We start from the raw sequence: 22,330 nt of genomic DNA on the forward strand, positions 1-22,330 counted from the left end.
CTAATAACCCCCCCAGTGGTACGGCGCGATCAACGGATTGACCGCGGTGTACGGGCTGGGCATCTGGCCGATCGTGCGGCCCCACTGCATCTCGAGTTCGGTGAGATTTCCCTCCCATTTCGATCCCGTGAAGAAACCGCTGTCCAGCCGGCTCAGAGTCAGGTCGACGATCAGCGAGATGTTGGCGAAGTCACCCCGAAACCAGTTTGGGACAGTGCTTTTCACCCACGGCAGCGTCGACAGGAAATCCAGGCCTCTGGTCAGCGCGGGCCCGGCGTTGGCGAGCTCGCGCAGCGCCGGCGCCAGATTGCGGAAGTTGTCGACAAGCGATTTCTTGCTCTGCTGGATCGTCGATGCGGCGACGGCGCTGAACTGGCCCACCTTGTCGATCGCGTCGACCAACGTCTTGCGGGTGTCTGACAAGACGCCCAGCGCCTGCGGGATCGTGGTCAGCGCCTTGTCGACCACCGGGTCTTTATCCGCCACCTGGCCGACCAGTGAGTTGACGCTGTCGATGGCAGTGATGATGTCGTCGGTCTGCTTCTTCGTCTCGGTGACGAAGATGTCCAGTTGAGTCAACAGGCTGCGCATCTCTTTTTCGCGTCCGGTCAGCGCCGTCGCGAAAGTCCGGGTGATCTCTTGGAGATGGCCCAGTCCACCGCCGTTGAGCAGAATCGCGACCGACGCCAGGGTCTGCTCGGTGGTCGGATACGTCGCTGCTCTGGACAGCGGAATGACCGACCCGTTGGTGAGCTGTCCGCGCGGCGCCTCGTCGGTCGGCGGTGCCAGCTCGATGTGCATGGAACCCAGCAGGCTGGTCTGGCCGACCTTGGCGGTGCTGTTCGCGGGCAGGTGGATATTGCCGTTGATCCGCATGGTCACCAGGGCATGCCAGTCCTGCACCTCGATTTTGGTGACGTTGCCGATGTTGACGTCGGCGACCCGCACCCGGGTATTCGGCTGGATCACAACGACATCGGGCAGTTGGGCCGCAATGGTGTAGGCACCGTCGCCCTTGCCCTGAGTTCCCGGCAGCGGCAGCGAGTTGAGACCCCGCCACCCTCCACAACTCGTCAGCAAGCACAAGCACGAGATGGCAAGTGCCGCAGCCACTGCGCGCCTCACGGTGTGCCCTTCGGCGGCACCGGTGCGGCCGCGGGCACCATCAAGCCAGGTAGGCCCTCGCGAGGATCGGTGGAATGGACCGCGACCGGCGCGGGTGGCACCGCGCCGCCCGGCAACGCTTGCGGTGACACCGGCGGCGGACCCGCGTCGGCGGGAGGCGGGCCACCCGGGCCTCCCGGCGCTCCCGGCGGCGGGATGTGCGGGTTGAGTTTGTCTTCGCTGTAGGTGATTTCGTTGGGACGTGCCGATGCACCCACGAACGGGTTGAGCCCGATCGGCAGGTAGTTGTACTGACGGTTCTTGATGATCGGAGCCAGATACTGCTCGCACAGTCGCGCCGACTGCTTTGCCCCGATACGAGCCGCGGATTCGATTGAACCGCAGACGGATTGGACGGTGTCGGCAAAGTTGGACAGGGCCAGAATCCCGGTGACCGCGCTCTGCGCCGGTTGATAGATGTTGAGGAAGTTCTGAAACACGTTCGGCGCGACGTGCAGGGTCTGCTTGATGTCGCGGCGGCTGTCGTTCAATGCCGTGGTGATTTCGTTGAGGTGGTCGAAGGTCGTACCGATGGCCTCGCGGTTCTCGGCGACGAACGGACGCAGATCGTTGACGGCGCCGTCCAATCCAGCGATGGCCTGGCCCCACTCGTTCGGCGTATTCGTCATCACCGTGGTGATGTTGGCCAAGTTCTTGTTGAACGACGCCAGCAGGTCACTGCTCGAGGTCAGCGCGGAGACGAACAACTCGAGGTTGCGCAGCGTGCTGAAAATGTCTGTGCTGTGATCACCGAGCGCCGACACCGCCTGCGAGAGCTTGATGACGGTGTCGCGCGCGGTGTCGCCCTCGCCGCGCAGGTTCGCCGCCGAGGTGTTGACGAACTGCCCCAGCGCGCTGGTGCCCCCCTCGGTGGTGGGCTGCAGGGACTCGGTCAGCTTCTCCAACTGCTTACGCAGGTCGTCCCATTCGACGGGGACCGCGGTGCGCTCCTGCGGAATGGTCGCGCCGTCAGCCAGTTTCGGCCCGCCGGAGTAGACCGGCACCAGCTGGATCGCGCGCGAAGTGACAAGCGACGGCGACAGAATCGCCGCGCGCACATCGGCGGGAACCGGGTATTCCGACTCGACGGTGAACGTGACTTTCGCGGCGTTGGGCTGCGGCTCGATCTTCTCGATCGTTCCGACCGCGACCCCGAGAATGCGGACCTCGTCGCCGGTGTAGACACCGTTGGTGTTCGGAAAGTACGCGACGTAGGTGTTCCGGGTGACCTGTTTCCACCACGGCGTGACCATCATGCTGATCCCGCCGAACAGGATCAGCACCAGGCTGATCGCGACGCCGATCTTCGCAAGGCGTCGATGTTTCTCGATCCACTCACCGACGTTGTCGAGCCTGTTGCCGGCCTTGTCGCGGACATTCGCGAACGCCATCAGCGACCCCCGTTCGCAGGCACTTCGTTGGGCGCCGGCTGGTAGACCGGCGTTTGTTTGGGCGGCGGCTTGAGATCAGCCGGCGGCCCGGGCGGTGCGCCGCCCGGCGGCGGCGCCGGTGGCGGCGGCCGGTACGGATAGCAAGCGGGGCCAGGCAACGGCGCGCCGGCGGGGCCACACGACTGCTGATCCGGATTGCCGGTGATCGCATCGGGGATCGAGCGTCGCGGCTCGCCGCCCTGTCCGGTACGCGGGTACGGCATCGGCAATTGCGGCAGACCGGGCTGGCCGCTGCCCGGATCGACGAGTTGCGACGGCAGCAGCACGTTGGGATCGAGCCCCAGATCAGAGAACGCCGCGTCGGTGAACGGCTGCACGAATTGTCCCAGTGTGAGATTCGGTAGCGATGCTTTGAAGAATGGCCCCGACCCCAGCACTTCACCGAACGACATCGCGTACTTCGGGATGAGGTACAAGGTGCGCTGCAGTTCTTTCTTGCGGTCGTCCAAGACCGCAAGCACATTGTTGAGCTTGTCCAGCGCGGGCTTGAGTTGCGTGCGGTTGTCGCCGACGACAGCGGATATCTGCCGCGTCGCAGCACCGATATTGGTCATCAGCGCATCGACCGCGTTGCGTTGCGTCAGAAGCTCGGCCAGCAAGGCATTCGCGTTGATGACCAAGTTGGCGATCTGGTCGCTGCGCTTGCCCAGCACCCCCACGACCTTGTTCGCATTGGCCAACAGGCTGCGCAGTTTCGCGTCACGGTTGTCCAGCGTGCTGGAGAACTGCGCAACACCTTCCAGTGCGGCCTTCAAATCGGGTGGGGTGTCTTTGAAGGTGTTCGCCAACGTCGTCAGCGCCGACGACAGCTTCGCGGTGTCCAGCGCGCTGATGGTACTGGTCAAGTCGCCCAACGCATCCGGTAAGTCATACGGCGCGCGGGTGCGCTCAACCGGGATGGGGCCTTCGAGCTTGCCGTCGCCGCGCGGAGTGATCTCGAGCATCTTCGTGCCGAGCACGGTCTCGGTCTTGATCGCCGCCTCGGTGCGGTTGCCCAGTGCGACGCCGTCGTCGACGGTGAATTTGACCAGCACTTTGGTCCCGTCCAACTTGACGCTGGACACCCTGCCGACCGACAGGCCCGAGACCCGCACGTCGCTGTCTGGTTTGATGCCCCCCGCCTCGGTGAAATAGGCGGAATAGCCGGACTTTCCGGTGAGGAACGGAATCTTCTCGTAGGAGAAGACAGCGGTGACCAGGGCGACGACGATGCCGATGCCAACCAGACCGACGGTGACCCGGTTGCGGTCAGCGAGCGGTTTGATATCGCGTCGCTTGGTCTTGATCTTCTCTTTGAGACCGCTGAGACGGTTTTTGATCGAGGTCATTTTTTCGGCAAGCACCGCCCGGTTACCTGACTCACGAACTTGACGAACGTGGGTTGTCCGTTCCTGCCGTTGAGCTTGATGATCACGTCGCAGATGTAGAAGCCGAAGTAGTCGCCGTAGAGACCCTGACGGGACAGTTTTTGATAAACGTCGGGCAGGGTCTTGACGAGATCGTCGAAGTAGTCGTGGTCGGAGTCGATCTGCCCCGAGACGCGATCCGTTTGCACTATCACGTCTTTGATCGGTTGCCGCGCCTGCGTCAGCAAGTCGGCTACCGATCCCGTCGCGGCATTGATATAGGCCACGTCCTTGGCGATGTCGGTCTTGCGCTCGGACAGCGCGCCGACAAGCTGGGACAGCTTGTCCAAGCCGTCTGAGAACTGTTTGTCGCGGGTGCCGAAGGTGTGCAGCACGACGTTGAGGTTGGTGATGACATCGCCGATCAGCTTGTCGCGGTTGGCCAGCGTGGTGGTCAGCGCGGAGGTCTCGCCGAGCACCGACGAGATGGTGGCGCCCTCACCCTGGAACACTCGGAGCAGTTGGCCGGACAACGCATTGACCTGGTCGGGATCCAACGCGCGGAACAGCGGCCGGAAACCACCGATGAGCGCGTCGACGTCGAGGGCAGGAGAGGTACGGGCCAACGGAATCGTCGCGTTCTGCGGCAATCTCCTGGGCGGACCGGGCCCGTCCTCGAGAGCGAGATACCGGTCGCCGATGAGGTTTTCGTAGCGCACTGACGCTTTGGTGCCTTCGGTGAGCCTCAGATCCCGATCGATGGCGAAGTCGACGTGGACAGTGCCGTCTTTTTCCAGCTTGAGATCCTTGACCTTCCCGACTTCGACGCCGGCTATCCGGACGAAGTTCCCGCCCTTGAGCCCCGAGACATTCGAGAACACCGCGCTGTAGGAAGTGCGGGAGTCAAACCGGAACTGCCCGAAGACGGTCACCAGGACGAAGACGAAAGCAAGAGAGACAACGGTGAACGCCACCACACGCGCGATGGCGCCGGCGTCGGTTCTCATTGCAGCTCCTTGGTTTTCGACGGGTCGGGGTGAGTTACGGCGCCGGTGGCGCGGGAGGTGCCGGTGGCGTTGCGGCACCGGCGTAATCCGGTGCGCCGTAAGGGGGTTGCCCCGGATAGGCCGGCGCCGGGCCCGGTGCCGGACCGCCAGGGTAACGGATGAGCGGCGGTTGGGGCGTGCCCTTGGTGACCGGCAGGTAGTTGACGATGCCGGGGAAACCGATGCCGGAGTTGGGCCGGATGTCCAGGCCGGTACCGAATCCGGTGTCGGTCACCAGATACTTCACCGGGAAGTTCGCGCTGGCGTCGGGCAGCGAACCACAACTCGGCCGACCGCCGGGACCACCCTTGGCCTGCACGATCGGCAGGTTGGCGGGATAGCGGTACGGGTCGTCACCGAAAAGCAGTCCGCCGTCGATCATCAAAGATTTGCCGTTGCCCCCCATGTAGGCCCTGCCGCCGTTCTCCAGGTACCAGACAGCGCCCTCGAACGTGCACTTGTAGGTCGGTGAATACTTGTTGAGCAACTCAAAGGTCGGTGCCACCAGATTGATTGCGCTGACCAGGTTTTGCTCGTTACGGCCGATGGTGTTGATCCCCGCGTTGGAGAAGCCGATGGCATCGAGCAGCAGGCCGTCGAGCGCTTTTTTGTTCTTGGTGATCGTGACGCTCGTCGTCGAGAAAGAATCAAGTGTTGACAAAAGGTCCTGAGCCGCAGCCGAATAGGCCGCCGCGGTCTTGCCGAACAGCTGCCAGTCCTTGCGGATGGTGGCTTGTTTGGGGTTCACGGCAACCAGAAATTGGTTGCCACCGCTGATCGCCTCGCCGATGCGCTCGCCCTTACCGCGGAAGCCGTCGGACAGCGCGGACAGAACGCCGTTCAGCTTCGCCGGATCGATGGCGTGGACGATCGATTGCAAGTTCTCGAAGACGGTGTTGACCTCAACGGTCGTGTTGCGGCTATGTAGCACGGCACCTTTGGCCAGTTCCCGATGACTCGCGCCCGACGCGGGCACGATGAGGTCGACGTACTTGGCGCCGAATGCGGTGCTGGACTTGATTTCTGCTTCAATGTTGCTCGGCAGGTAGCGGAATTCGTTCGGATAGATCTTCAGCTTCAGCTTGGAGAGATTCGTGCCGGCCGAGTCGGCATAGGACTCGACTTTGGACACTTCACCGACCTGGACGCCGCGCAACTTCACCTTCGCGTCGTCTTCCATGACCAAACCGGCCCGGTCCGAGATGACGGTGAGCGGGACGGTGGTCTTCAGCGTGCCTTCGAACGCCATCGCCGTCAGCGTGCTGATCGCGACGATCACCAGGACGAGGACCGGTGCCCACCAAATAGGGTCAATTCCCCGCCGCTGCCTGTTCTCTTTGCTCATCTCACCCCCCCGACAGGTGGAAGTTGCCCGACTGTCCGTACACGGACAGCGTGATGGTCAGCAGAATGAAAACCCCAGCGGTGATCGAAGAACGAACCGCACGGCCGACCGCTTCGCCGACCCCGGCGGGTCCGCCCGTCGCGTTGTAGCCGTAGTACGTATGGATCGCCATCACCGCGGCCGCCATCGACAACGCTTCGGTGAACGACCAGATCAGATCGGTGGGGTGCAGAAACGACGAGAAGTAATGGTCGTACACGCCGCGGGATTGCCCGTAGACGATTGTCGTGCCGAATCGGGTCGCCAAGAACCCCATCAGCATTGCGGTGGTGTAGATCGGGATGACCGCGACAACTCCGGCCACGATGCGGGTGGACGCCAGGTAGGTGATGGGCCGGATGGCCATCGCCTCCAGCGCGTCGATTTCTTCATTGATGCGCATGGCCCCGAGTTGCGCGGTTGCGCCGGCACCGATGGTGGCCGCCAGCGCCACCCCGGCGGTGGCCGGCACGATGAAGCGGACGTTGAGAAACGCGCCGAGAAAGCCTGTGAGCGCTTCGATCCCGACGTTGGACAGGGTGTTGTAGCCCTGCACGGCGATCAGCGCGCCGGTGGTCAGTGTCAGGAATCCGACGATGACCACCGTGCCGCCGATGACGGCCAGAGCCCCGGTCCCCATGCCCAGCACAGCGATCAATCGCAGTACCTCACCGGGATAACGCCGAACCGCGTCGACGGTGGAGCCGAGCGAGTTGCCGATGAATGCCGTCTGCGCGCCCAGCGTCCGGATGGCCTCGACGACGCCGCTCAGGAATTGCCGGCCGGGGAAGTAGGTTTCGTCGTCCGGCTCCGGCGTACCCGATCCGAACCTCGCGACATACTTGCGTAGCGCCTCGCTCTCGGCCGTCATGGCGAGACCTTCACACCGAATGCGGTGGCCAAGATGTTGATCAAGAACAGCGCCATGAACGCGAACACGACGGTCTCGTTGACCGCGTTGCCCACCCCGGTCGCGCCGCCACCCACGGATAAGCCCTTGTAGCAAGCGATCAGACCTGCCGACAGCCCGAATAACAATGCCTTGACCAGAGACACGATCACCTGCGGAAGGCCGACCAGGATGGTCATTCCGAAGACGAACGCTCCCGGGGTGACGTGCTGGACGTACACCACGAAGAAGTAGCTGCCGGTCAGCCCGACAACGGCAACCGCCGAATAGAGCAGTAGCGCAACGAATGTCGCGGCAATCACCCGTGGCACCACCAAGGCCTGAATCGGGTTGACGCCGATGACTTTCATCGCGTCGATCTCCTCACGAATGGTCCGGGCGCCGAGATCTGCGCATATCGCGGTGGCACCTGCGCCGGAGACCACGATCGCCGTGACAACCGGGCCGACCTGGGTGATCGAGGCCAACGCGGCACCGGCGCCGGACAGGTCGCCGGCGCCGACTTCGATCAGCACGATGTTCAAGGTGAAGACGATGAGGACGGTGTAGGGAATCGACAGCACCAGCGTCGGCACGATCGATACCCGGGCGACGAACCAGATCTGATCGATCAGTTCGCGCATCGCGAACGGGCGGCGAAACGCGGCCGCGAACGTCTCGCCGGCCAGAACGACGAAATCGCCCACCGCAGTGGCGGGCTTCGACCACTCGACTCGAGACAGGGTCGAGCCACCAGATTTTTCAGCCACGCGCCAACCCGCTCGGCCCGCCGGCGTGTAACGAGGACCATGGATTTGACGCTTGACCAGTTTGCTGCGATGGCGCGTACCCGGTCCTCGGACGAAGCCTCCGGCGGCCCGGAATTATGCTGATGAGATGGGAAAAGTCCACTCTGCTATTCGACAGAGGTTCGAGAACAGCGATGCTCATTTGGTTTGCTCGCTGTACCGATCGCCGATGCGACTCATCGCGCTCCTCTGCGGAAGGGAAGGGCTTGGGGATTCAACCTACGTCTGCGGGTAAGCGTGCGCGCACCCACACGACCAGACGATCGCCGGTTCACTGCGCACACAGACCACGTCGGTAATTTACGGACGTGTTATCTGTCGCGGGAGGTTTGGAATCAACCAGAGATAATGTCGGCTGACACCGCGCATAGCGCGATGAACTGCGCAAACGCCGCCGCGCGACTATCGGCGCTGCGGCGTCCGGCGAGGGTCAGCCGACCCCTGCGCCGCCTTCGGCAATCCGCCGCACGGCCCTGAGGAAGACGTCGATTTCCTCATGAGTGTTGTAGAAGGCAAACGACGGACGCACCGTCGCCTCCAGCCCCAATCGCCGCAGCGTCGGTTGCGCGCAGTGATGACCGGCGCGCACCGCGATGCCTTCGGCATTGAGCGCCTTGCCCACCTCGAGCGGCTCGTGGCCGGCCAGCACGAACGACAGCACGCTGGCCTTCTCCGTCGCGGTGCCGACCAGACGAACGCCGGGGATGTCAGCCAGCCTGGGCGTCGCGTATTCGAGGAGTTCGTGCTCGTAGGCCGCGATGCGGTCGATTCCCAGCCGCTGCACGTAACGCAGCGCCTCGGTCAGCCCGACGGCGTCGGCGATGTTGCCGGTGCCGGCTTCGAACTTTGTCGGCGGGCCCTGATAGATCGACCGTTCCAGCGTGACGTCGGCGATCATGTGGCCACCGCCTTGCCACGGCGGCGTCTCGGTCAGCGCTTCCTCGGTGCCATACAACGCACCGATTCCGGTGGGGCCGTAGATCTTGTGACCAGAGAACACGAAGAAGTCGGCGCCGAGTTCGGCGACGTTGACCGGCATGTGCTGGATCGACTGAGCGCCGTCGATCAGGACCTTGGCGCCATAGCGATGACCCAGCTCGACGATTTTGTCCGCCGGCACCACGGTGCCCAACGCGTTGGAGACCTGGGTCGCCGCGACCAGCTTGGTGCGCGGGCCCAATAACTGCTCGAACTCGTTCAGCAGCAGATTGCCCGCATCGTCGATCGGGGCAACCTTGAGGATCGCTCCGGTTTTCTGCGAAATCAGCTGCCACGGAACGATATTCGCGTGGTGCTCCAAGTGGGTGATGACGATCTCGTCGCCGGGCTGCAGATGCTTGCCGCCCCACGCGTGCGCCACCAGGTTGATGGCCTCGGTGGTGCCGCGGACGAACACGATGTTGTCGGCCGACGGCGCGCCGATGAATTCGGCGACGGTGTCGCGAGCCTCCTCGTAGGCATCGGTGGCCCGGGCCGCCAACTCGTGCGCGGCGCGGTGGATGTTGGAGTTCTCGTGCGCGTAGAAGTGCGACAGCCGGTCGATCACCACTTGCGGCTTCTGGGTGGTCGCCGCATTGTCGAACCAGATCAGCGGCTTTCCGTGGACGACCTCTTTGAGGATCGGGAAATCCGCCCGCACCGCATTGACGTCGAACACCTCGTGGTCGTCCGGCAGCTGCGGGACCGGGTCGGCGACCGTCAGGAAGTGGTAGTCACCCTCGTCGCCGAGCGGCGCGTCCGGGGAGCCGGCGGGCACGCGTCCCGTCCATCCCAGATCGGGAACCGACGGCGCCCCCGACAACCAGGTGGGCGCCGAACCGCGCGGCGCCACCGGAACGGTGGCCGGTGATCCGGCCAGCACACCGGGAACCGTCGGCACGATGCCTTCGGTGGGCACCGCGAACGCGCTGAGGTCGGTCGGCGGCAGGTAGGGATCTGCGATCCCGCCGGTCGTCGCCGCGGCGGAGGGCGCTGCCGTGGTGTCCGGGACACTGCCCCGCGGTGCCACCGGCACCGCCTGTGGTGGCAGTTCCGGTTCCGGCGACGTCGGAGCCGGAAGGTAGACGTCGGAGACACCGAGCAACGGAATCGGTGCCGGGTACTGAGTCGCAGAGCCCGCCGTGGTCTGACCCGCCGAGGTCGCCGTCGTCACGTCCGGCACGTTGCCCCGGGGGGCAACCGGTGCCGACTGCGGCGGACTGTCGAATCCCGGCCGGATGCTGGCCGCGTACAACTGGCTGGCCATTGCCGCGAGTTCCGTTGCGCTGATAGGCAAGTCGCTTTCGGCGTCTACTGCTCGGTGCTCACTTGTACTCATGGAACTGGTCCACGGCTGCGCCATCGAGAACAGCGAGCGCGTCGTCGGTGAGCACGGCCAGCGACGTGTACAGCGTCACCAGGTAACGGGCGATCGCTGATGCGTTGATGCCGGTGAACCGCACCGACAGGCCCGGCGCTTGTTCGCCGACCAGGCCGGGCTGGAACAGGCCCACCACACCTTGGCGCTCCTCACCGGTGCGCACCAGGATGAATTTGGTCTTGCCGTCCTCGACGGGCACCTTGTCCGACGGGATCAGCGGGATGCCGCGCCAGGTGATGAACTGCGCCCCAAACAAACTCACCACGACTGGCGGCACGCCCCGGAAGGTGGCCTCTCGGCCGAACGCGGCGACGCCCAGCGGGTGGGTCAAGATGAAGCTCGGCGTCTTCCACACCTTGGTGATCAGTGCGTCGAGGTCGTCCGGCGTGGGAGCACCGCCGAGCGTCTGAATGGTCTGCTCGGGAGTCGCCTGGGCCAGCAAGCCGTACTCGAGGTTGTTGATCAACTCGGACTCTTGCCGCTCTTTGATCGTCTCGATGGTCAACCGCAGCTGCTGAGCGATCTGGTCGTGCGGGCTGGAGTAGAGATCGGACACCCGGGTGTGGACGTCGAGCAGCGTGGAGATGGTGCGCAGCGTGTATTCGCGCGGGCTGGTCTCGTAGTCGACGTAGGTCTCGGGCAACGGGTCGTCCGTGCCGGCGCCCTCGTCGGAGTGGATGGCCACCTGCTCCGGGTTGACCACGCGGTTCACTCGGTAGAGCCCGGCTTCCACCGGCACCCAGCTGAGCAGGTGCAGCAGCCAGCGTGGCGTGATCGTGGAGAGCTGGGGAACCGTCTTGGTCGCGTTAGCGAGTTGGCGGGCACCGAGATCACCAAGCGTCTGAGACTCGTTTTGGGCCGAGGTCATCGTGGTCCTTCCGTCTTGGTCTAAAGGTGAGCATGTCGGCAAAATCGGCCCACCAAGAGCGACGCGTTGAGCCTAGGCAAGCATAAAACTCACCGAGATTTTATCAACGCGGGGGAAAAAATCGTCGAGGAGGAGCCCGCAAAGAATCATGCCCTATAGTGAATTGCATGCAACAGGCCGCTCAACTGCGCTTCATTCCTTCGCGCTGCCTTGACGTGCGTTGCTGTTGTTGTTGTTGATTTCCTGACGCCCATCTGACGTTCAAATCCTCGCGCATTTATCCCGCAAGCCGGCGGCTCCGTCGGCTGTTGCGGTGAGGCGCAACCGCGCGGGGTTGCAACTCCTCAGGAAGATCAACCACTGCCATGACTCTGCTATCGATGCCTGCACCGACGCAGGTGACCACCGGCCGACGGCTCGTCGTCCGGCCGGCCCGCGAGTTGCCCCAGATGACGCGCTATCGCGGCGGGACCTACTCGCACACCGTCGACCGGATCGTGTTCGCCGATGGCAGCACCGCGCGCACCGACCTGATCAGGCTCAACCCCAACCTCGATGCGTACTCGCTGGATTTCACTGGCATCGCGCCGCGGCTGCCGTCCAGATATCAACTGGGGACCTGGTCGGCACTGCCGCACTTGCGTGCCCGCGGCCGTGAAGCGCAGATCGGCTGGATTCTGCGGCATTCCTTCCCGATCATCTCGATCGCCGAATTGAGCCGACAGCTGCGCGCTGCCGGATATCCGTTGGGAGCGGCCAACATCGCCGACCACGAAGCCATTGCGGCGACGCAAGCCGCGATCTGGTACTTCACCAACGGCCTGGCGCTGGACACCCAGCCGCTCAACGTTCCGGTCACCGTGCGGCGTGGCCCGGGGCCGGTCATCACCTACGAATTCGACGATGAACCCCAGCTCGGCGGCTATTCGGTGTGGACCACCACGGACGCGCCGGTAAACCTGCGCCTGCAGAAGTCGGCCAACGGCGTTGACTGGCACGATGTTTCGGGTTCGCAGATGACCACCGGGCCGGCGAGAGCCCGCTACCAACGCGGACTGGGCGTCGGAAGCACCGTGTCGTCGAGCAGCCACGGCCGGCGCGGTCGTGGCTTCCGCTTCTACCGACTCATCACGACACCGCCCGCCGACGCACCCAATGTCGGTCACGTCAGCTTCTGGCTCACTGGCACAACGCATTACCGCAACGCGGACCGGGTCGTGCACCTCTACAACTATCTGCTCGCCGGAGCGATTGCCGCCCTGCGCGAAACCGTTGAGCCGCAACTGATCACGAGGCACGCGGTCGCCGAGGATGGCCTGGTGGGCCCGTTCTACGTCCGAACTCCGTTGGCACTCAACGTCACCGACGGACATGAGTTGGTCGACGCGGATGGTGTCGCGATCGAGGTGCCCGTCCAGCCGGGACACGACTTCTACATTCGACCTGCGGAGGGCTGCTCGAGGACGACCTTGATCGCTGCGACGCCGCGGCCGATTGCCGGCCGGGTGTTGACCGGAGTGGCCGCCGACAATGCGCCACAGCGATTCACCCCGGTCGCCCTGGCGGTGCCCACCGACGTTGCAATTCACTTCGATATCGACTGGGATTGAAGTCGTGACTATCGCTGACAACATCACCCAACTGATCGGGCACACGCCACTGGTCCGGCTGAATCGGGTCACCGACGGCGTCGGCGCGCAGGTTGTCGCCAAGCTGGAGTCCTTCAACCCGGCAGCCAGCGTCAAGGACCGCCTCGGCGTGGCCCTCATCGATGCGGCCGAAGAGGCGGGCCTGCTCAAGCCCGACACCATCATCCTCGAGCCGACGAGCGGGAACACCGGCATCGCGCTGGCGATGGTGGCCGCCGCCCGCGGCTACAAGCTCACGCTGACCATGCCGGAAACGATGAGCGTCGAACGACGCAAGCTGCTCCTCGCCTACGGCGCCGAACTCATCCTGACCCCGGGCGCCGAGGGCATGCCCGGTGCGATCGCCAAGGCCGAGGAACTGGCCAAGACCGACCAACGCTATTTCGTCCCTCAGCAGTTCGAGAACCCGGCCAACCCGGCGATCCACCGTAAGACCACCGCCGAAGAGGTGTGGAAGGACACCGACGGCAAGGTTGACATCTTCGTCGCGGGCGTGGGCACCGGCGGCACCATCACCGGCGTCGCGCAGGTCATCAAGGAACGCAAGCCCTCGGTGCAGATCGTCGCGGTCGAACCGGCCGCCTCACCGGTGCTGTCCGGCGGCAAGAAGGGCCCGCACCCGATCCAGGGCATCGGCGCCGGCTTCGTCCCGCAGATACTCGACATGGACCTGGTCGACGAGGTCATCGCCGTCGGCAACGACGACGCGATCAACGTGACCCGGCGGCTTGCCCGTGAGGAAGGACTGCTGGTCGGCATCTCCTCGGGCGCTGCGACGGTGGCTGCCCTGCAGGTCGCCCGGCGTCCCGAGAACGCCGGCAAGCTGATCGTCGTCGTGTTCCCGTCCTTCGGCGAGCGGTATCTGAGCACCCCACTGTTCGCGGACGCCGACTAGTCATGCTCGAGGCCTACCGGGACGACATACGGGCGGCTAAGGAGCGCGATCCGGCTGTTCCGAGCACGCTGCAGGTCGTCTTCGCCTATCCGGGCGTGCACGCCATCTGGGGGCATCGCGCCAGCCGATGGCTGTGGAAGCGCGGCGCAAAGGTGGCCGCACGCACGCTGGGCGAGATCACCCGGATCCTGACCGGAGTCGACATCCATCCGGGGGCCACTCTCGGCAGAAGGCTGTTCATCGACCACGCGACCGGCGTGGTGATCGGCGAGACCGCCGAAGTCGGCGACGATGTGATGATCTATCACGGCGTCACGCTCGGCGGCACCGGCGGAGACACCGGCAAGCGCCATCCCACCATCGGGGACCGCGTCGTGATCGGCGCTGGGGCAAAGGTTCTCGGGCCGATCAAAGTCGGCGACGACAGCCGAATCGGCGCCAACGCCGTGGTGGTCAAAGAGGTGCCGAGCAGCGCCGTGGTCGTCGGTGTGCCCGGGCAGGCCATCAGCCGGCACGGTGGAGACCGCGGCGACGCCTCCCTGCCCGACCTTGTCGGCATCAGCTTGCAGTCGCTGCTGACCAGAGTCGCCAAGCTGGAAGGCCAGACCAACGGCGAGTCACGAAGCGGCCGCGTCATCCGGCCACCCGAGGCCGGGGTATGGCACGGCGAGGACTTCTCTATCTGAGGGCCAGATCGGCTTTCTGCCACGCACCAAATCCGCCGAACAGGTCCGACACATTCCCGAACCCCGCTGCCCGCAGCAGGCTGGCCGCCACCAGCGACCGGTAGCCGCTGGCGCAGTACGTGACGACCGGGGCCGTCCTGTCCAGGCTTCCCAGCGAATCGGTGAGCGACGCGAGTGGAATCTCTTGCGCGCCGGGGATTATCCCTTTTTCGGTCTCCCCCGGGTTTCGCACGTCTACCAATTGCAGGCCTGGTCGTGCCCTGAGCAATTCGGCGAGCTGCTCGGCGGTGTAACGCGACGCGGTCACCACCACATCGGGACGTTCTGCGAGAACACTTGGCAGGTCTCGTAATTGACCCACGACCCGGTCGAAGCCCACACGGGAGAGGCGGGTCTTGGATTCCTCCGCGAGTTCGGCGTCACCGACCAGGACGATATCGCGATCGGGCGGGATAACCTGACCGGCACCTTCGGCGAAGCGTCCCTTCAGGCCGATGTTGACCGCGCCGCGCAGGTGACCGGACGCATACGCGTCCGCCTCCCGGGTGTCGAGCAGGATCGCTCCGGAATCGGCGCGCTCGTAGACCTCGAACACATTGAGCAGCGGCGGCGGGTTGTCGTCCAGCAGCGGACGCAGCTCCCGGTTGCGCAGCGAGTCGAACTCGAAGTAGTGCGGCCGCGGCGACTGGCCTGCGGTGACGGCGGCGACGAAGTCGTCGACGTCGGTGAATTGCAGCGCGTAATTGTCCCGGCGCTGCTCCCCGATCGTCGAACTCGTCTCGCTGGACATCTGCTTACCGCATGCCGATCCCGCGCCATGCGCGGGGAAGACGCGCGTCGCATCGGGCAACTTCAGCAGCTTGTCGTGCAGCGAGTCATAGAGCCTGCGCGCCAATGTTTCCGAGGACAGTCCGGTGCCGGCGAGCAGATCCGGGCGGCCCACATCACCGACGAACAAGGTGTCGCCGGTGAGGACGCCGTAGGGCACCTCGTCGTCGGAGTGCTCGTACACCACGATGGAAATCGACTCCGGCGTGTGCCCGGGCGTCGCGAGAATCTCCAGTGTCACCTCGCCGAGCGAGATCCGCTGGCCATCCCGCAACGGCACAAACGGGAACTCGATGTCGGCTTCTTCGCTGTAGCAGATCTGGGCCCCGGTGGCGGCCGCCAGTTCCAGATGACCGGTGAGGAAGTCGGCGTGGATATGGGTCTCGATGACGCGCTCGATATGCAAACCGTGCTCGTCGGCTTCGGCCACGTAGGCCTCGACGTCACGGCGAGGATCGACCACTACCGCTCGTCGGGTGCTCTCGTCCCCGATGAGATACGAGCCTTGCGACAAGCAGTCCAGGTAGTGCTGCGTGAAAATCATCTACGTCGCCTCCCTGGGTCGTTCAGACCCTTTTCCTACACGATCGAGCGGCCTGATTAAGAGTTTCCCGTCGATGACGGTCTACGGCGAGTTGAAATCACCCTGAGTTTGAGAATCGCCTGGGCGGTCAGCTGATCGGCAGGTCGGCGTCGGTGAAAGTTTCGATCCACTGGTGCGGCGGCCGCGGGGAATTCGGTTCACCCGGCCGGTGCACACCGAGCACCGACCAACCGGCGGCAGCCGCGGCGTCGAGCTCGTCGGGATGGTCGGACAGAAAGAGAATCTCGTCGCCCGCCGCGCCGATCGCCTCGGAAATTGTTCTATACGAAGAGCTTTCCCGCTTGGGCCCGGCGATGGTCAGATCGAACCAACCGCTGATCAACGACGCCAGTTCACCGCCTCGAGCGTAAGCGAACCAATCCTGTTGATTACGAACCGAACCCGACGAGAAGACGTGCAGCACCACTCCGGCGCGATGCCAGGCCTGCAACGCCGCCGGCACGTCGTCGAAGAATTCGCCGTGCAACTCGCCGCTGCGGAAGCCCTCGGCGCAGATCAACCCTTGGGCGGCCTTCAACGGCTCGGCCTTGACGTCGGAGTTCAGCCAATCGCAGAGGATTTTCGCCACGTCGGCCGGACCCGCGTCAGGCCGGCCAGCCAGCGCGCGCGTTTCAGCGATGACCGGATCCGCGTCGCCGCCGACGTTGTCGGCCAGCCACTGCGCCAGATGCGCACGGGTGTAGTCGTACAGGCCCTCGCGTACCGAACTGGTCGGGCTGGTGGTGCCCTCGATGTCGACGACGATCGCGGCGATCACGTCGTGACGAGCTGATCGAGCGTCGGAAAGCGTTGTCCGATAACGTCACCGGTGAAGTAGCCGATCCAACCGTCCTCGCGCTCGAAGAATCGGATCGCCGCGAAATCGGGCCGCGAACCCATGTCGAACCAGTGCCGGGTGCCCGCGGGCACCGACAGCACATCGCCGCTCTCACACACCACCGCAAGCACTTCCGGCTCGAGGTGCAGGTAGAAACAGCCGCGGCCCGCGACGAAGAATCGCACCTCGTCCTCGGCGTGCCGGTGTTCGGCGAGGAACTTCGAGCGGGCGGTGCTCGCCGTCGCCTGCCAGTCCGGGTCGCGGTCATCGGGGCGCAGCCCGGTGACGTCGACGTGCCGGTACCGGCCGTCGCGGTTGATGGCCGCGATCGGCTGAGCGCACTCGGCCAGGATCTGCTCGGCAGGACGGTCGGCATCGAGGTCGGCGGCGACCGGCCAGTGGTCGAAAGCGATTCCGCGCGCGACGAGTTCGTCAGCGATCAGGTCTGCCTTGTCAGTACGCAGCCGCACATCGGCGGCATCGACATCGGCCATCACCTGCAACAGCGTCATCTACGTTCCTATCTCGCGGCGACCGGTCAGCGTCGCCAGCTCGCACATCGCCTCCAGACACTCCGTTCGGTCGCGGGCCTGCGCGAGATCGGCTCCCCATGCGGTGATTCCGTGACCGGCGATGAACAGAATCGGCGGAGCGTCCGGGTGTTCGGTGAGGTGCTGCTCGATGTCCGCACCGATGTGCGCGACGTCGGCGTGGTTGACGAAGACCGGGACGCTGATGGTCTGTGTTGCTCCCAATCCCTTGATCAGCTCGTAACCGATGAATGTCAAAGCCCCCGCCGCGCCGACGGATTGGGAGGTCGCGTGCGGGGCATGCACGTGGATCACAGCGTCGGCGTCGGTGGCGCGGTAGATGGCGGTGTGGATCGCGGTCTCCGCGGATGGCCGGCGGCTTCCCGAGACCCGTTGCGAGTCAATGATGTTCACCGTCACCATGTCGTCGGCGGCAAGGTCACCCTTGGACAGTCCGCTGCCGGTGATCGTCGCGGTCTGCCCGGCGCGCACCGAGATGTTGCCCGCCGTGCCCGGCATCCACCCGCGGGCGTAGAGGCTGCGTGCCATCTCGGCGATCTGCTGTCCCACAGCTGTTTTCGGCCCGACCCGGCCGTTCTCGGTGACGATAGCCGTGACCAGCTCGGGCGGCGTCACATCGAAGGCGGGATTGAACACCTCGGTGCGTTCGGGTGCGGTGGCGATACCGCCGACGTGGGTGATCTCGGCCGCGGCGCGCTGTTCGACGACGATCTCGTGTCCGGTGGCCGTCGCGGCGTCGCGGGTCGATTCGGGAGCCACCACGACGAACGGGATGCCGTGCCGGTGTGCGGCCACGGCCAGCGCATACGTGCCGATCTTGTTGGCGACCGAGCCGTCCGCGGCGATGCGGTCCGCACCGACGACGACGCAGTCGACCTGACCGGTGGCCATCGCCCACGCCGCGGCGGAGTCGATCGTCAGCCGGTGCGGGATGCCGGCCTCGGCTAGCTCCCACGCGGTGAGCCTGGCGCCCTGCAACAGCGGCCGGGTTTCGTCGACCAAGACGTCGGCAACCTTGCCGCGGGCGTGCAGCACGCGCAGCGCGCCCAGCGCGGTGCCGAACGCGGTGGTGGCCAGGCGGCCGGTGTTGCAGTGGGTGAGCACGCGCAGCGGCCGATCGGGACACAGCCGCTGCATCAGGTCGGCCGCATGCGTGGCGCACGCCCGGTTGACCTCGGCGTCCTCGGCCAGCATCTGCCGGGCTTCGGCGAGCACGGCGTCCGGACCCGCGGGCAGTGCCGCCAACGCGCGCCGCACACCCCACGCCAGATTCACCGCCGTGGGCCGGGCCGAGGCGATGCGCTGGGCTTCCAAAGTCGTCTTGTCGACGTCGCCGACGTGCGCGTACGCGGCCAGGGCCACACCGAACCCGCCAGCGACCCCGAGCGCCGGCGCACCCCTGATGGCCAGGGTCTTGATCGCGTCGATGACGTAGTCGACGGTCGTGATGCGCAACCAGCGCAGATCGTGGGGCAGCGCGCGCTGGTCGATGGCCAGCAGGGTGCCGTCATTCCAGGCGATGGAACTGTCCGCGACCGTTGTCACAGGCTCCATCCAACCCTCACTTCAGCCCCGCTTCCAGCCCTTGATTCGACCCGACCTGCAGGTACGACGAATTCGACAGGACAACCTCGCCGATTTGGACGATGATGGACCGATGCGTTTGCTTCTTGCCTCAGCCAGCTTTGCCGTGATGGTGGGCGTGGCCGCGCCGGCGATGGCCGACCCGCCCCCGCCGAGCGTGCCGGACAATCCGGCCGCGGACACAACCTTCCTCGACTCGCTCAAGACCGCGGGAATGACGTACACCAGTCAATCCAGCGTCATCGCGGCCGGCAAGATGGCCTGCGACATGATGAACGCGGGTACGTCGGAGAAGGACGTCGTCGACAAGTTGAGCATGCTCAACCCCGGCTTGAACTCCGGCGGTGCCATGAAATTCGCGGCGCTGGCGTCGAGCGCCTACTGCCCGGATTACCTGAACAAGTCGAGCGCGCCGACCAAGAGCAATTCACCGTTCGGCGGCTTCGGCGGGATGGGCCGCTAGCAAGAACAGTGTCCACGCCGCGAGCGACTGGGCATCGGTGATTTCGCCATCGATAATCATCTGCTCCAGCTCGGCGCGGGAGAACCAGGCGCTGTGCATGTCCTGCTCCTCGTGCTCCCGTTCGTGCTGACCCTCGGTGATCCCTGTCGCCAGGAACACCCGGCCGCGCTGGCTACTGATTCCGGCCGCGACATCGAGCAGACCGAGAAAAGCAAGCGACTCCGCGCGCAGTCCAGTCTCCTCGCGTAGTTCCCGCTCGGCCAGCGCGGCAGGTTCGACGTCGACGAGGTCCGGTGCAGTCCCCTGCGGGAACTCCCACCGCCGCAGCCCCAGCGGATAGCGGAACTGCTCGACCAGGCAAAACCGGTCGCCATCTTGCGCGATCACCAACGCGTAGTCCGGTTTGTCGATCACGGCGTAGGTCCCGGAGCTGCCGTCGAGGCGGCGGATCTGGTCCTCCCGAATCGTCACCCAGCGGCTTCGGTACACCTCACGCGACGCAACGCGAACAATGTGCTGCATCGGCCCAGTATCACGGTGACGAGCCGACGGATGGAAAGGTAGCTGCTCCCCCGGGTGGACTCGAACCACCAACCCTTCGGTTAACAGCCGAATGCTCTGCCAATTGAGCTACAGGGGACTGGCGCGGAACGCTCGATGACTCTAGCGTACCGACGTCCGCACCCCCAACCAGACCGATGGCCCGCCGCAGGGCGGCCGGTCGCGGGTATGGGGCAGGATGGATGGATCAGCACCAATCTGGGAAGGGACCGCTTTGATCCGCTACGTCGTCATGCTGGGACTGGGCTACGTGTTGGGCGCCAAGGCCGGACGTCGTCGCTATGAGCAGATCGTCGGCACCTATCGCGCCCTGACCGGCAGCCCTGCCACCAAGTCGATGATCGAGGCGGGACGGCGCAAGGTGGCGAATCGGGTGTCACCCGACGCGCGGATGGTGACGCTGACCGAGATCGACGACGAGACCACCGTGGTCGAGCCGCAACGGCCGAGCGCCGGGCGTTAAGCGGTCAGATCGTCGCCGCTGGCCTGCTGCAGCAGACTGCGCCGGTAGGCCTCCATCGCGACCAGATCGCCGAACAGCGCGTGATACTCGTCGCCCTGCTCCACCGGCGACATCCGCTGCAGCTTGGACTTGACCTCCGCGATCTGCCTGCCGACCCACACCTCCTGCAGACGGGCCAGGACGCCGGCGATGTAGCGCGGTAGCTTCTCGTCGTCGTCGACCTTGACGGCCTCGACGCCGAGCTCGTTGACCAGCCCGGCGGCCGCGGGCGACAGCGCCTTCTGACGCACGGCATCGAGCCATTCGGCCCCACCGACGCCGGTTCCGGTGCCGCCGGCCGCATCGATCGCCGTGCGTACCGCGGCGTACCCGGGATGGGTGAAGCTGTCCACGGTCAGGGCGTCGAACACCGGCCCGGCCAGCGCGGGGTACTGCAGCGCAGACTTGAGCGCCTCGCGCTGTGGCCACAGGGTGGGGTCGTTGGGGTTCGGCCGTGGCGCGGCGGCGTACTGCGCACTGGCGTCCGCGGCGGCCGCGCGACGGGGACTGGGGCGGCCCTGCGCCGTCGGGTGTTTGGCTTCTTCCCGCACCCGGCCGATGACCTGAGCGACATCCGACCAGCCGACCCAGCCCGCCAGCTGTCGCGCGTACTCGTCCCGCAGGGTCGGGTCCTTGATCTGGGAAACGATCGGCACGCACCGCCGCAGCGCGGACACCCGGCCTTCGGCGCTGTCCAAGTCCAGGTCGTTCAGGGTGGCACGAATCGCGAACTCGAACAACGGAGTTCGTCGTGCCACCAGGTCGCGCAGTGCACCGTCGCCGGACGCCAGCCGCAGATCGCACGGGTCCATCCCGTCGGCCGCGACCGCGACGAACGACTGGCCGGCCAGCTGCTGTTCGCCGCCGAACGCCTTGAGCGCCGCCGCCTTGCCCGCCTCGTCGCCGTCGAACACGTAGATAAGCTCGCCGCGAAAGAAGTTGTCGTCCATCATGAGTCGACGCAGCATCGCCAGGTGCTCGTCGCCGAACGCGGTGCCGCACGATGCGACCGCGGTCGTCACGCCGGCCACATGCATCGCCATCACGTCGGTATAGCCCTCGACGACGACGGCCTGATGGCCCTTGGCGATGTCGCGTTTGGCCAGGTCGATGCCGAACAGCACCGCAGATTTCTTGTACAGCAACGTCTCCGGAGTGTTGACGTACTTGGCTTCCATCGGGTCGTCGTCGAACAGTCGGCGCGCACCGAACCCGATCACCTCGCCGGCCGACGAGCGAATCGGCCAGAGCAACCTGCGGTGGAACCGGTCCATCGGACCGCGGCGGCCCTCCCGCGACAAGCCGGCGGCCTCGAGCTCTTTGAACTCAAAACCCTTGCGCAGCAGATGCTTTGTCAGCGAATCCCAGCCCGACGGCGCGAAGCCGCAGCCGAAGCGATGGGCGGTGTCGCCGTCGAAATTCCGCTCGGTCAGGTACTTCCGGGCCGGCTGCGCCTCCGGGGATTCCAGCGCGGCCGCATAGAAAGCCTGGGCCTCGGCGTTGGCCGCGATCAGCCGGCTGCGACTGCCGCGGTCGCGCTGCACACTGCTGGTTGCCCCGGTGTAGGTGATGGTGTGGCCGACCCGGTCGGCCAGCACTTCGACGGCCTCGACGAAGCTGATGTGTTCGATCTTCTGCACGAAGGCATAGACGTCGCCGCCTTCGCCGCAGCCGAAGCAGTGGAAGTGGCCGTGGTTGGGCCGCACGTGAAATGACGGCGACTTCTCGTCGTGAAACGGGCAGAGGCCCTTCAGCGAATCCGCGCCAGCCCGCCGCAGCTGGACATAGTCGCCGACGACGTCCTCGATGCTGACTCGTTCACGGATGGCGGCGATATCGCGATCGGAGATGCGGCCGGCCATCGGCACAGTCTA

Annotated in this window: 20 protein-coding genes and 1 tRNA gene; 5 read left to right on the forward strand and 16 right to left on the reverse strand. The window is 65.3% G+C overall.

The annotated features are described in order from the left end of the window. From G6N27_RS06885 to G6N27_RS06925, 9 genes are all read right to left on the reverse strand, one after another. Positions 1 to 1,125, reverse strand: coding sequence for an MCE family protein (locus G6N27_RS06885; protein ID WP_163775663.1), 1,125 nt, complete (start codon positions 1,123 to 1,125; stop codon positions 1 to 3). After that, positions 1,122 to 2,420 carry an MCE family protein gene (locus G6N27_RS06890; RefSeq protein ID WP_232065005.1) on the reverse strand — a complete coding sequence of 433 codons (1,299 nt, stop codon included), beginning with the start codon at positions 2,418 to 2,420 and terminating at the stop codon, positions 1,122 to 1,124. Before G6N27_RS06890 ends, G6N27_RS06885 begins: the two co-directional genes overlap by 4 nt. 134 nt (positions 2,421 to 2,554) lie before the next feature. Next, positions 2,555 to 3,880 (reverse strand): MCE family protein, encoded by a 1,326-nt coding sequence (locus G6N27_RS06895; protein WP_372512935.1) that lies wholly within the window; start codon positions 3,878 to 3,880, stop codon positions 2,555 to 2,557. A gap of 59 nt (positions 3,881 to 3,939) precedes the next feature. After that, positions 3,940 to 4,968 (reverse strand): MCE family protein, encoded by a 1,029-nt coding sequence (locus G6N27_RS06900; protein ID WP_163775666.1) that lies wholly within the window; start codon positions 4,966 to 4,968, stop codon positions 3,940 to 3,942. A gap of 34 nt (positions 4,969 to 5,002) precedes the next feature. Continuing rightward, the gene (locus tag G6N27_RS06905; protein ID WP_163775667.1) at positions 5,003 to 6,352 is read right to left on the reverse strand and encodes an MCE family protein; all 1,350 of its coding nucleotides are present in this window, start codon (positions 6,350 to 6,352) and stop codon (positions 5,003 to 5,005) included. Between the two features lies 1 nt (position 6,353). Continuing rightward, positions 6,354 to 7,262 carry an ABC transporter permease gene (locus tag G6N27_RS06910; RefSeq protein ID WP_163775668.1) on the reverse strand — a complete coding sequence of 303 codons (909 nt, stop codon included), beginning with the start codon at positions 7,260 to 7,262 and terminating at the stop codon, positions 6,354 to 6,356. Continuing rightward, the gene (locus G6N27_RS06915) at positions 7,259 to 8,050 is read right to left on the reverse strand and encodes an MlaE family ABC transporter permease (RefSeq protein ID WP_372512931.1); all 792 of its coding nucleotides are present in this window, start codon (positions 8,048 to 8,050) and stop codon (positions 7,259 to 7,261) included. The genes G6N27_RS06910 and G6N27_RS06915 overlap by 4 nt, the downstream gene beginning before the upstream one ends. A gap of 469 nt (positions 8,051 to 8,519) precedes the next feature. After that, entirely contained in the window at positions 8,520 to 10,406 is a 1,887-nt protein-coding gene (locus G6N27_RS06920; protein WP_163775669.1) for a family 2A encapsulin nanocompartment cargo protein cysteine desulfurase, read from the reverse strand. Next, positions 10,393 to 11,316: a family 2A encapsulin nanocompartment shell protein gene (locus tag G6N27_RS06925; RefSeq protein ID WP_163775670.1), complete on the reverse strand. Its 924-nt coding sequence runs from the start codon at positions 11,314 to 11,316 to the stop codon at positions 10,393 to 10,395. Before G6N27_RS06925 ends, G6N27_RS06920 begins: the two co-directional genes overlap by 14 nt. A 365-nt stretch (positions 11,317 to 11,681) precedes the next feature. Between G6N27_RS06925 and G6N27_RS06930 the strand changes: the two genes are divergently transcribed. Genes G6N27_RS06930 through cysE form a run of 3 tightly spaced genes read left to right on the forward strand, consistent with a single transcriptional unit; the run spans position 11,682 to position 14,546 of the window. Then, a complete protein-coding gene (locus G6N27_RS06930; protein ID WP_163775671.1) occupies positions 11,682 to 12,926 on the forward strand; it encodes a TQXA domain-containing protein in 1,245 nt (414 codons plus the stop codon). 4 nt (positions 12,927 to 12,930) lie between these two features. Beyond that, entirely contained in the window at positions 12,931 to 13,860 is a 930-nt protein-coding gene (gene cysK / locus G6N27_RS06935) for a cysteine synthase A (protein WP_163775672.1), read from the forward strand. A 2-nt stretch (positions 13,861 to 13,862) separates the two neighbouring features. Continuing rightward, positions 13,863 to 14,546, forward strand: coding sequence for a serine O-acetyltransferase (gene cysE / locus G6N27_RS06940; protein WP_163775673.1), 684 nt, complete (start codon positions 13,863 to 13,865; stop codon positions 14,544 to 14,546). Here the strand turns inward: cysE and G6N27_RS06945 are convergent. The 4 genes from G6N27_RS06945 to mtnA form a co-directional block, all read right to left on the reverse strand. Continuing rightward, positions 14,539 to 15,918, reverse strand: coding sequence for an MBL fold metallo-hydrolase (locus G6N27_RS06945; protein WP_163775674.1), 1,380 nt, complete (start codon positions 15,916 to 15,918; stop codon positions 14,539 to 14,541). The two genes, cysE and G6N27_RS06945, sit on opposite strands and share 8 nt — an antisense overlap. A gap of 127 nt (positions 15,919 to 16,045) precedes the next feature. Next, positions 16,046 to 16,735 (reverse strand): acireductone synthase, encoded by a 690-nt coding sequence (gene mtnC, locus G6N27_RS06950; RefSeq protein WP_163775675.1) that lies wholly within the window; start codon positions 16,733 to 16,735, stop codon positions 16,046 to 16,048. After that, positions 16,732 to 17,307: a 1,2-dihydroxy-3-keto-5-methylthiopentene dioxygenase gene (locus G6N27_RS06955; RefSeq protein ID WP_163775676.1), complete on the reverse strand. Its 576-nt coding sequence runs from the start codon at positions 17,305 to 17,307 to the stop codon at positions 16,732 to 16,734. Before G6N27_RS06955 ends, mtnC begins: the two co-directional genes overlap by 4 nt. Next, the gene (gene mtnA, locus G6N27_RS06960) at positions 17,308 to 18,900 is read right to left on the reverse strand and encodes an S-methyl-5-thioribose-1-phosphate isomerase (RefSeq protein ID WP_163775677.1); all 1,593 of its coding nucleotides are present in this window, start codon (positions 18,898 to 18,900) and stop codon (positions 17,308 to 17,310) included. Positions 18,901 to 19,003: 103 nt separating this feature from the next. Here mtnA and G6N27_RS06965 point away from each other — a divergent pair, with 103 nt between their 5' ends. Then, entirely contained in the window at positions 19,004 to 19,393 is a 390-nt protein-coding gene (locus G6N27_RS06965) for a DUF732 domain-containing protein (RefSeq protein WP_163775678.1), read from the forward strand. Here G6N27_RS06965 and G6N27_RS06970 read toward each other — a convergent pair. Continuing rightward, the gene (locus G6N27_RS06970; RefSeq protein WP_163775679.1) at positions 19,358 to 19,915 is read right to left on the reverse strand and encodes an NUDIX domain-containing protein; all 558 of its coding nucleotides are present in this window, start codon (positions 19,913 to 19,915) and stop codon (positions 19,358 to 19,360) included. The two genes, G6N27_RS06965 and G6N27_RS06970, sit on opposite strands and share 36 nt — an antisense overlap. Before the next feature lie 45 nt (positions 19,916 to 19,960). Beyond that, positions 19,961 to 20,033: transfer RNA gene (locus G6N27_RS06975), tRNA-Asn, on the reverse strand. Between the two features lie 135 nt (positions 20,034 to 20,168). Between G6N27_RS06975 and G6N27_RS06980 the strand changes: the two genes are divergently transcribed. Continuing rightward, complete coding sequence (locus tag G6N27_RS06980) at positions 20,169 to 20,417, forward strand: hypothetical protein (RefSeq protein ID WP_163781466.1); 249 nt, start codon at positions 20,169 to 20,171, stop codon at positions 20,415 to 20,417. Here the strand turns inward: G6N27_RS06980 and dnaG are convergent. After that, positions 20,414 to 22,318, reverse strand: coding sequence for a DNA primase (dnaG, locus tag G6N27_RS06985; protein ID WP_163775680.1), 1,905 nt, complete (start codon positions 22,316 to 22,318; stop codon positions 20,414 to 20,416). The two genes, G6N27_RS06980 and dnaG, sit on opposite strands and share 4 nt — an antisense overlap. Between the last annotated feature and the right edge of the window lie 12 nt (positions 22,319 to 22,330).

The organism is Mycobacterium cookii, assembly GCF_010727945.1.
Lineage (GTDB): Bacteria > Actinomycetota > Actinomycetes > Mycobacteriales > Mycobacteriaceae > Mycobacterium > Mycobacterium cookii.

Coding starts and splice junctions, on each gene's coding strand:
- G6N27_RS06890 (WP_232065005.1), bottom strand. CDS start 2,420: ATGATGGTCACGCCGTGGTGGAAACAGGTCACCCGGAACACCTACGTC.
- G6N27_RS06900 (WP_163775666.1), bottom strand. CDS start 4,968: ATGAGAACCGACGCCGGCGCCATCGCGCGTGTGGTGGCGTTCACCGTT.
- G6N27_RS06905 (WP_163775667.1), bottom strand. CDS start 6,352: ATGAGCAAAGAGAACAGGCAGCGGCGGGGAATTGACCCTATTTGGTGG.
- G6N27_RS06910 (WP_163775668.1), bottom strand. CDS start 7,262: ATGACGGCCGAGAGCGAGGCGCTACGCAAGTATGTCGCGAGGTTCGGA.
- G6N27_RS06920 (WP_163775669.1), bottom strand. CDS start 10,406: ATGAGTACAAGTGAGCACCGAGCAGTAGACGCCGAAAGCGACTTGCCT.
- G6N27_RS06925 (WP_163775670.1), bottom strand. CDS start 11,316: ATGACCTCGGCCCAAAACGAGTCTCAGACGCTTGGTGATCTCGGTGCC.
- G6N27_RS06930 (WP_163775671.1), top strand. CDS start 11,682: ATGACTCTGCTATCGATGCCTGCACCGACGCAGGTGACCACCGGCCGA.
- cysE (WP_163775673.1), top strand. CDS start 13,863: ATGCTCGAGGCCTACCGGGACGACATACGGGCGGCTAAGGAGCGCGAT.
- G6N27_RS06945 (WP_163775674.1), bottom strand. CDS start 15,918: ATGATTTTCACGCAGCACTACCTGGACTGCTTGTCGCAAGGCTCGTAT.
- G6N27_RS06955 (WP_163775676.1), bottom strand. CDS start 17,307: ATGACGCTGTTGCAGGTGATGGCCGATGTCGATGCCGCCGATGTGCGG.
- mtnA (WP_163775677.1), bottom strand. CDS start 18,900: ATGGAGCCTGTGACAACGGTCGCGGACAGTTCCATCGCCTGGAATGAC.
- G6N27_RS06965 (WP_163775678.1), top strand. CDS start 19,004: ATGCGTTTGCTTCTTGCCTCAGCCAGCTTTGCCGTGATGGTGGGCGTG.
- G6N27_RS06970 (WP_163775679.1), bottom strand. CDS start 19,915: ATGCAGCACATTGTTCGCGTTGCGTCGCGTGAGGTGTACCGAAGCCGC.
- dnaG (WP_163775680.1), bottom strand. CDS start 22,318: ATGGCCGGCCGCATCTCCGATCGCGATATCGCCGCCATCCGTGAACGA.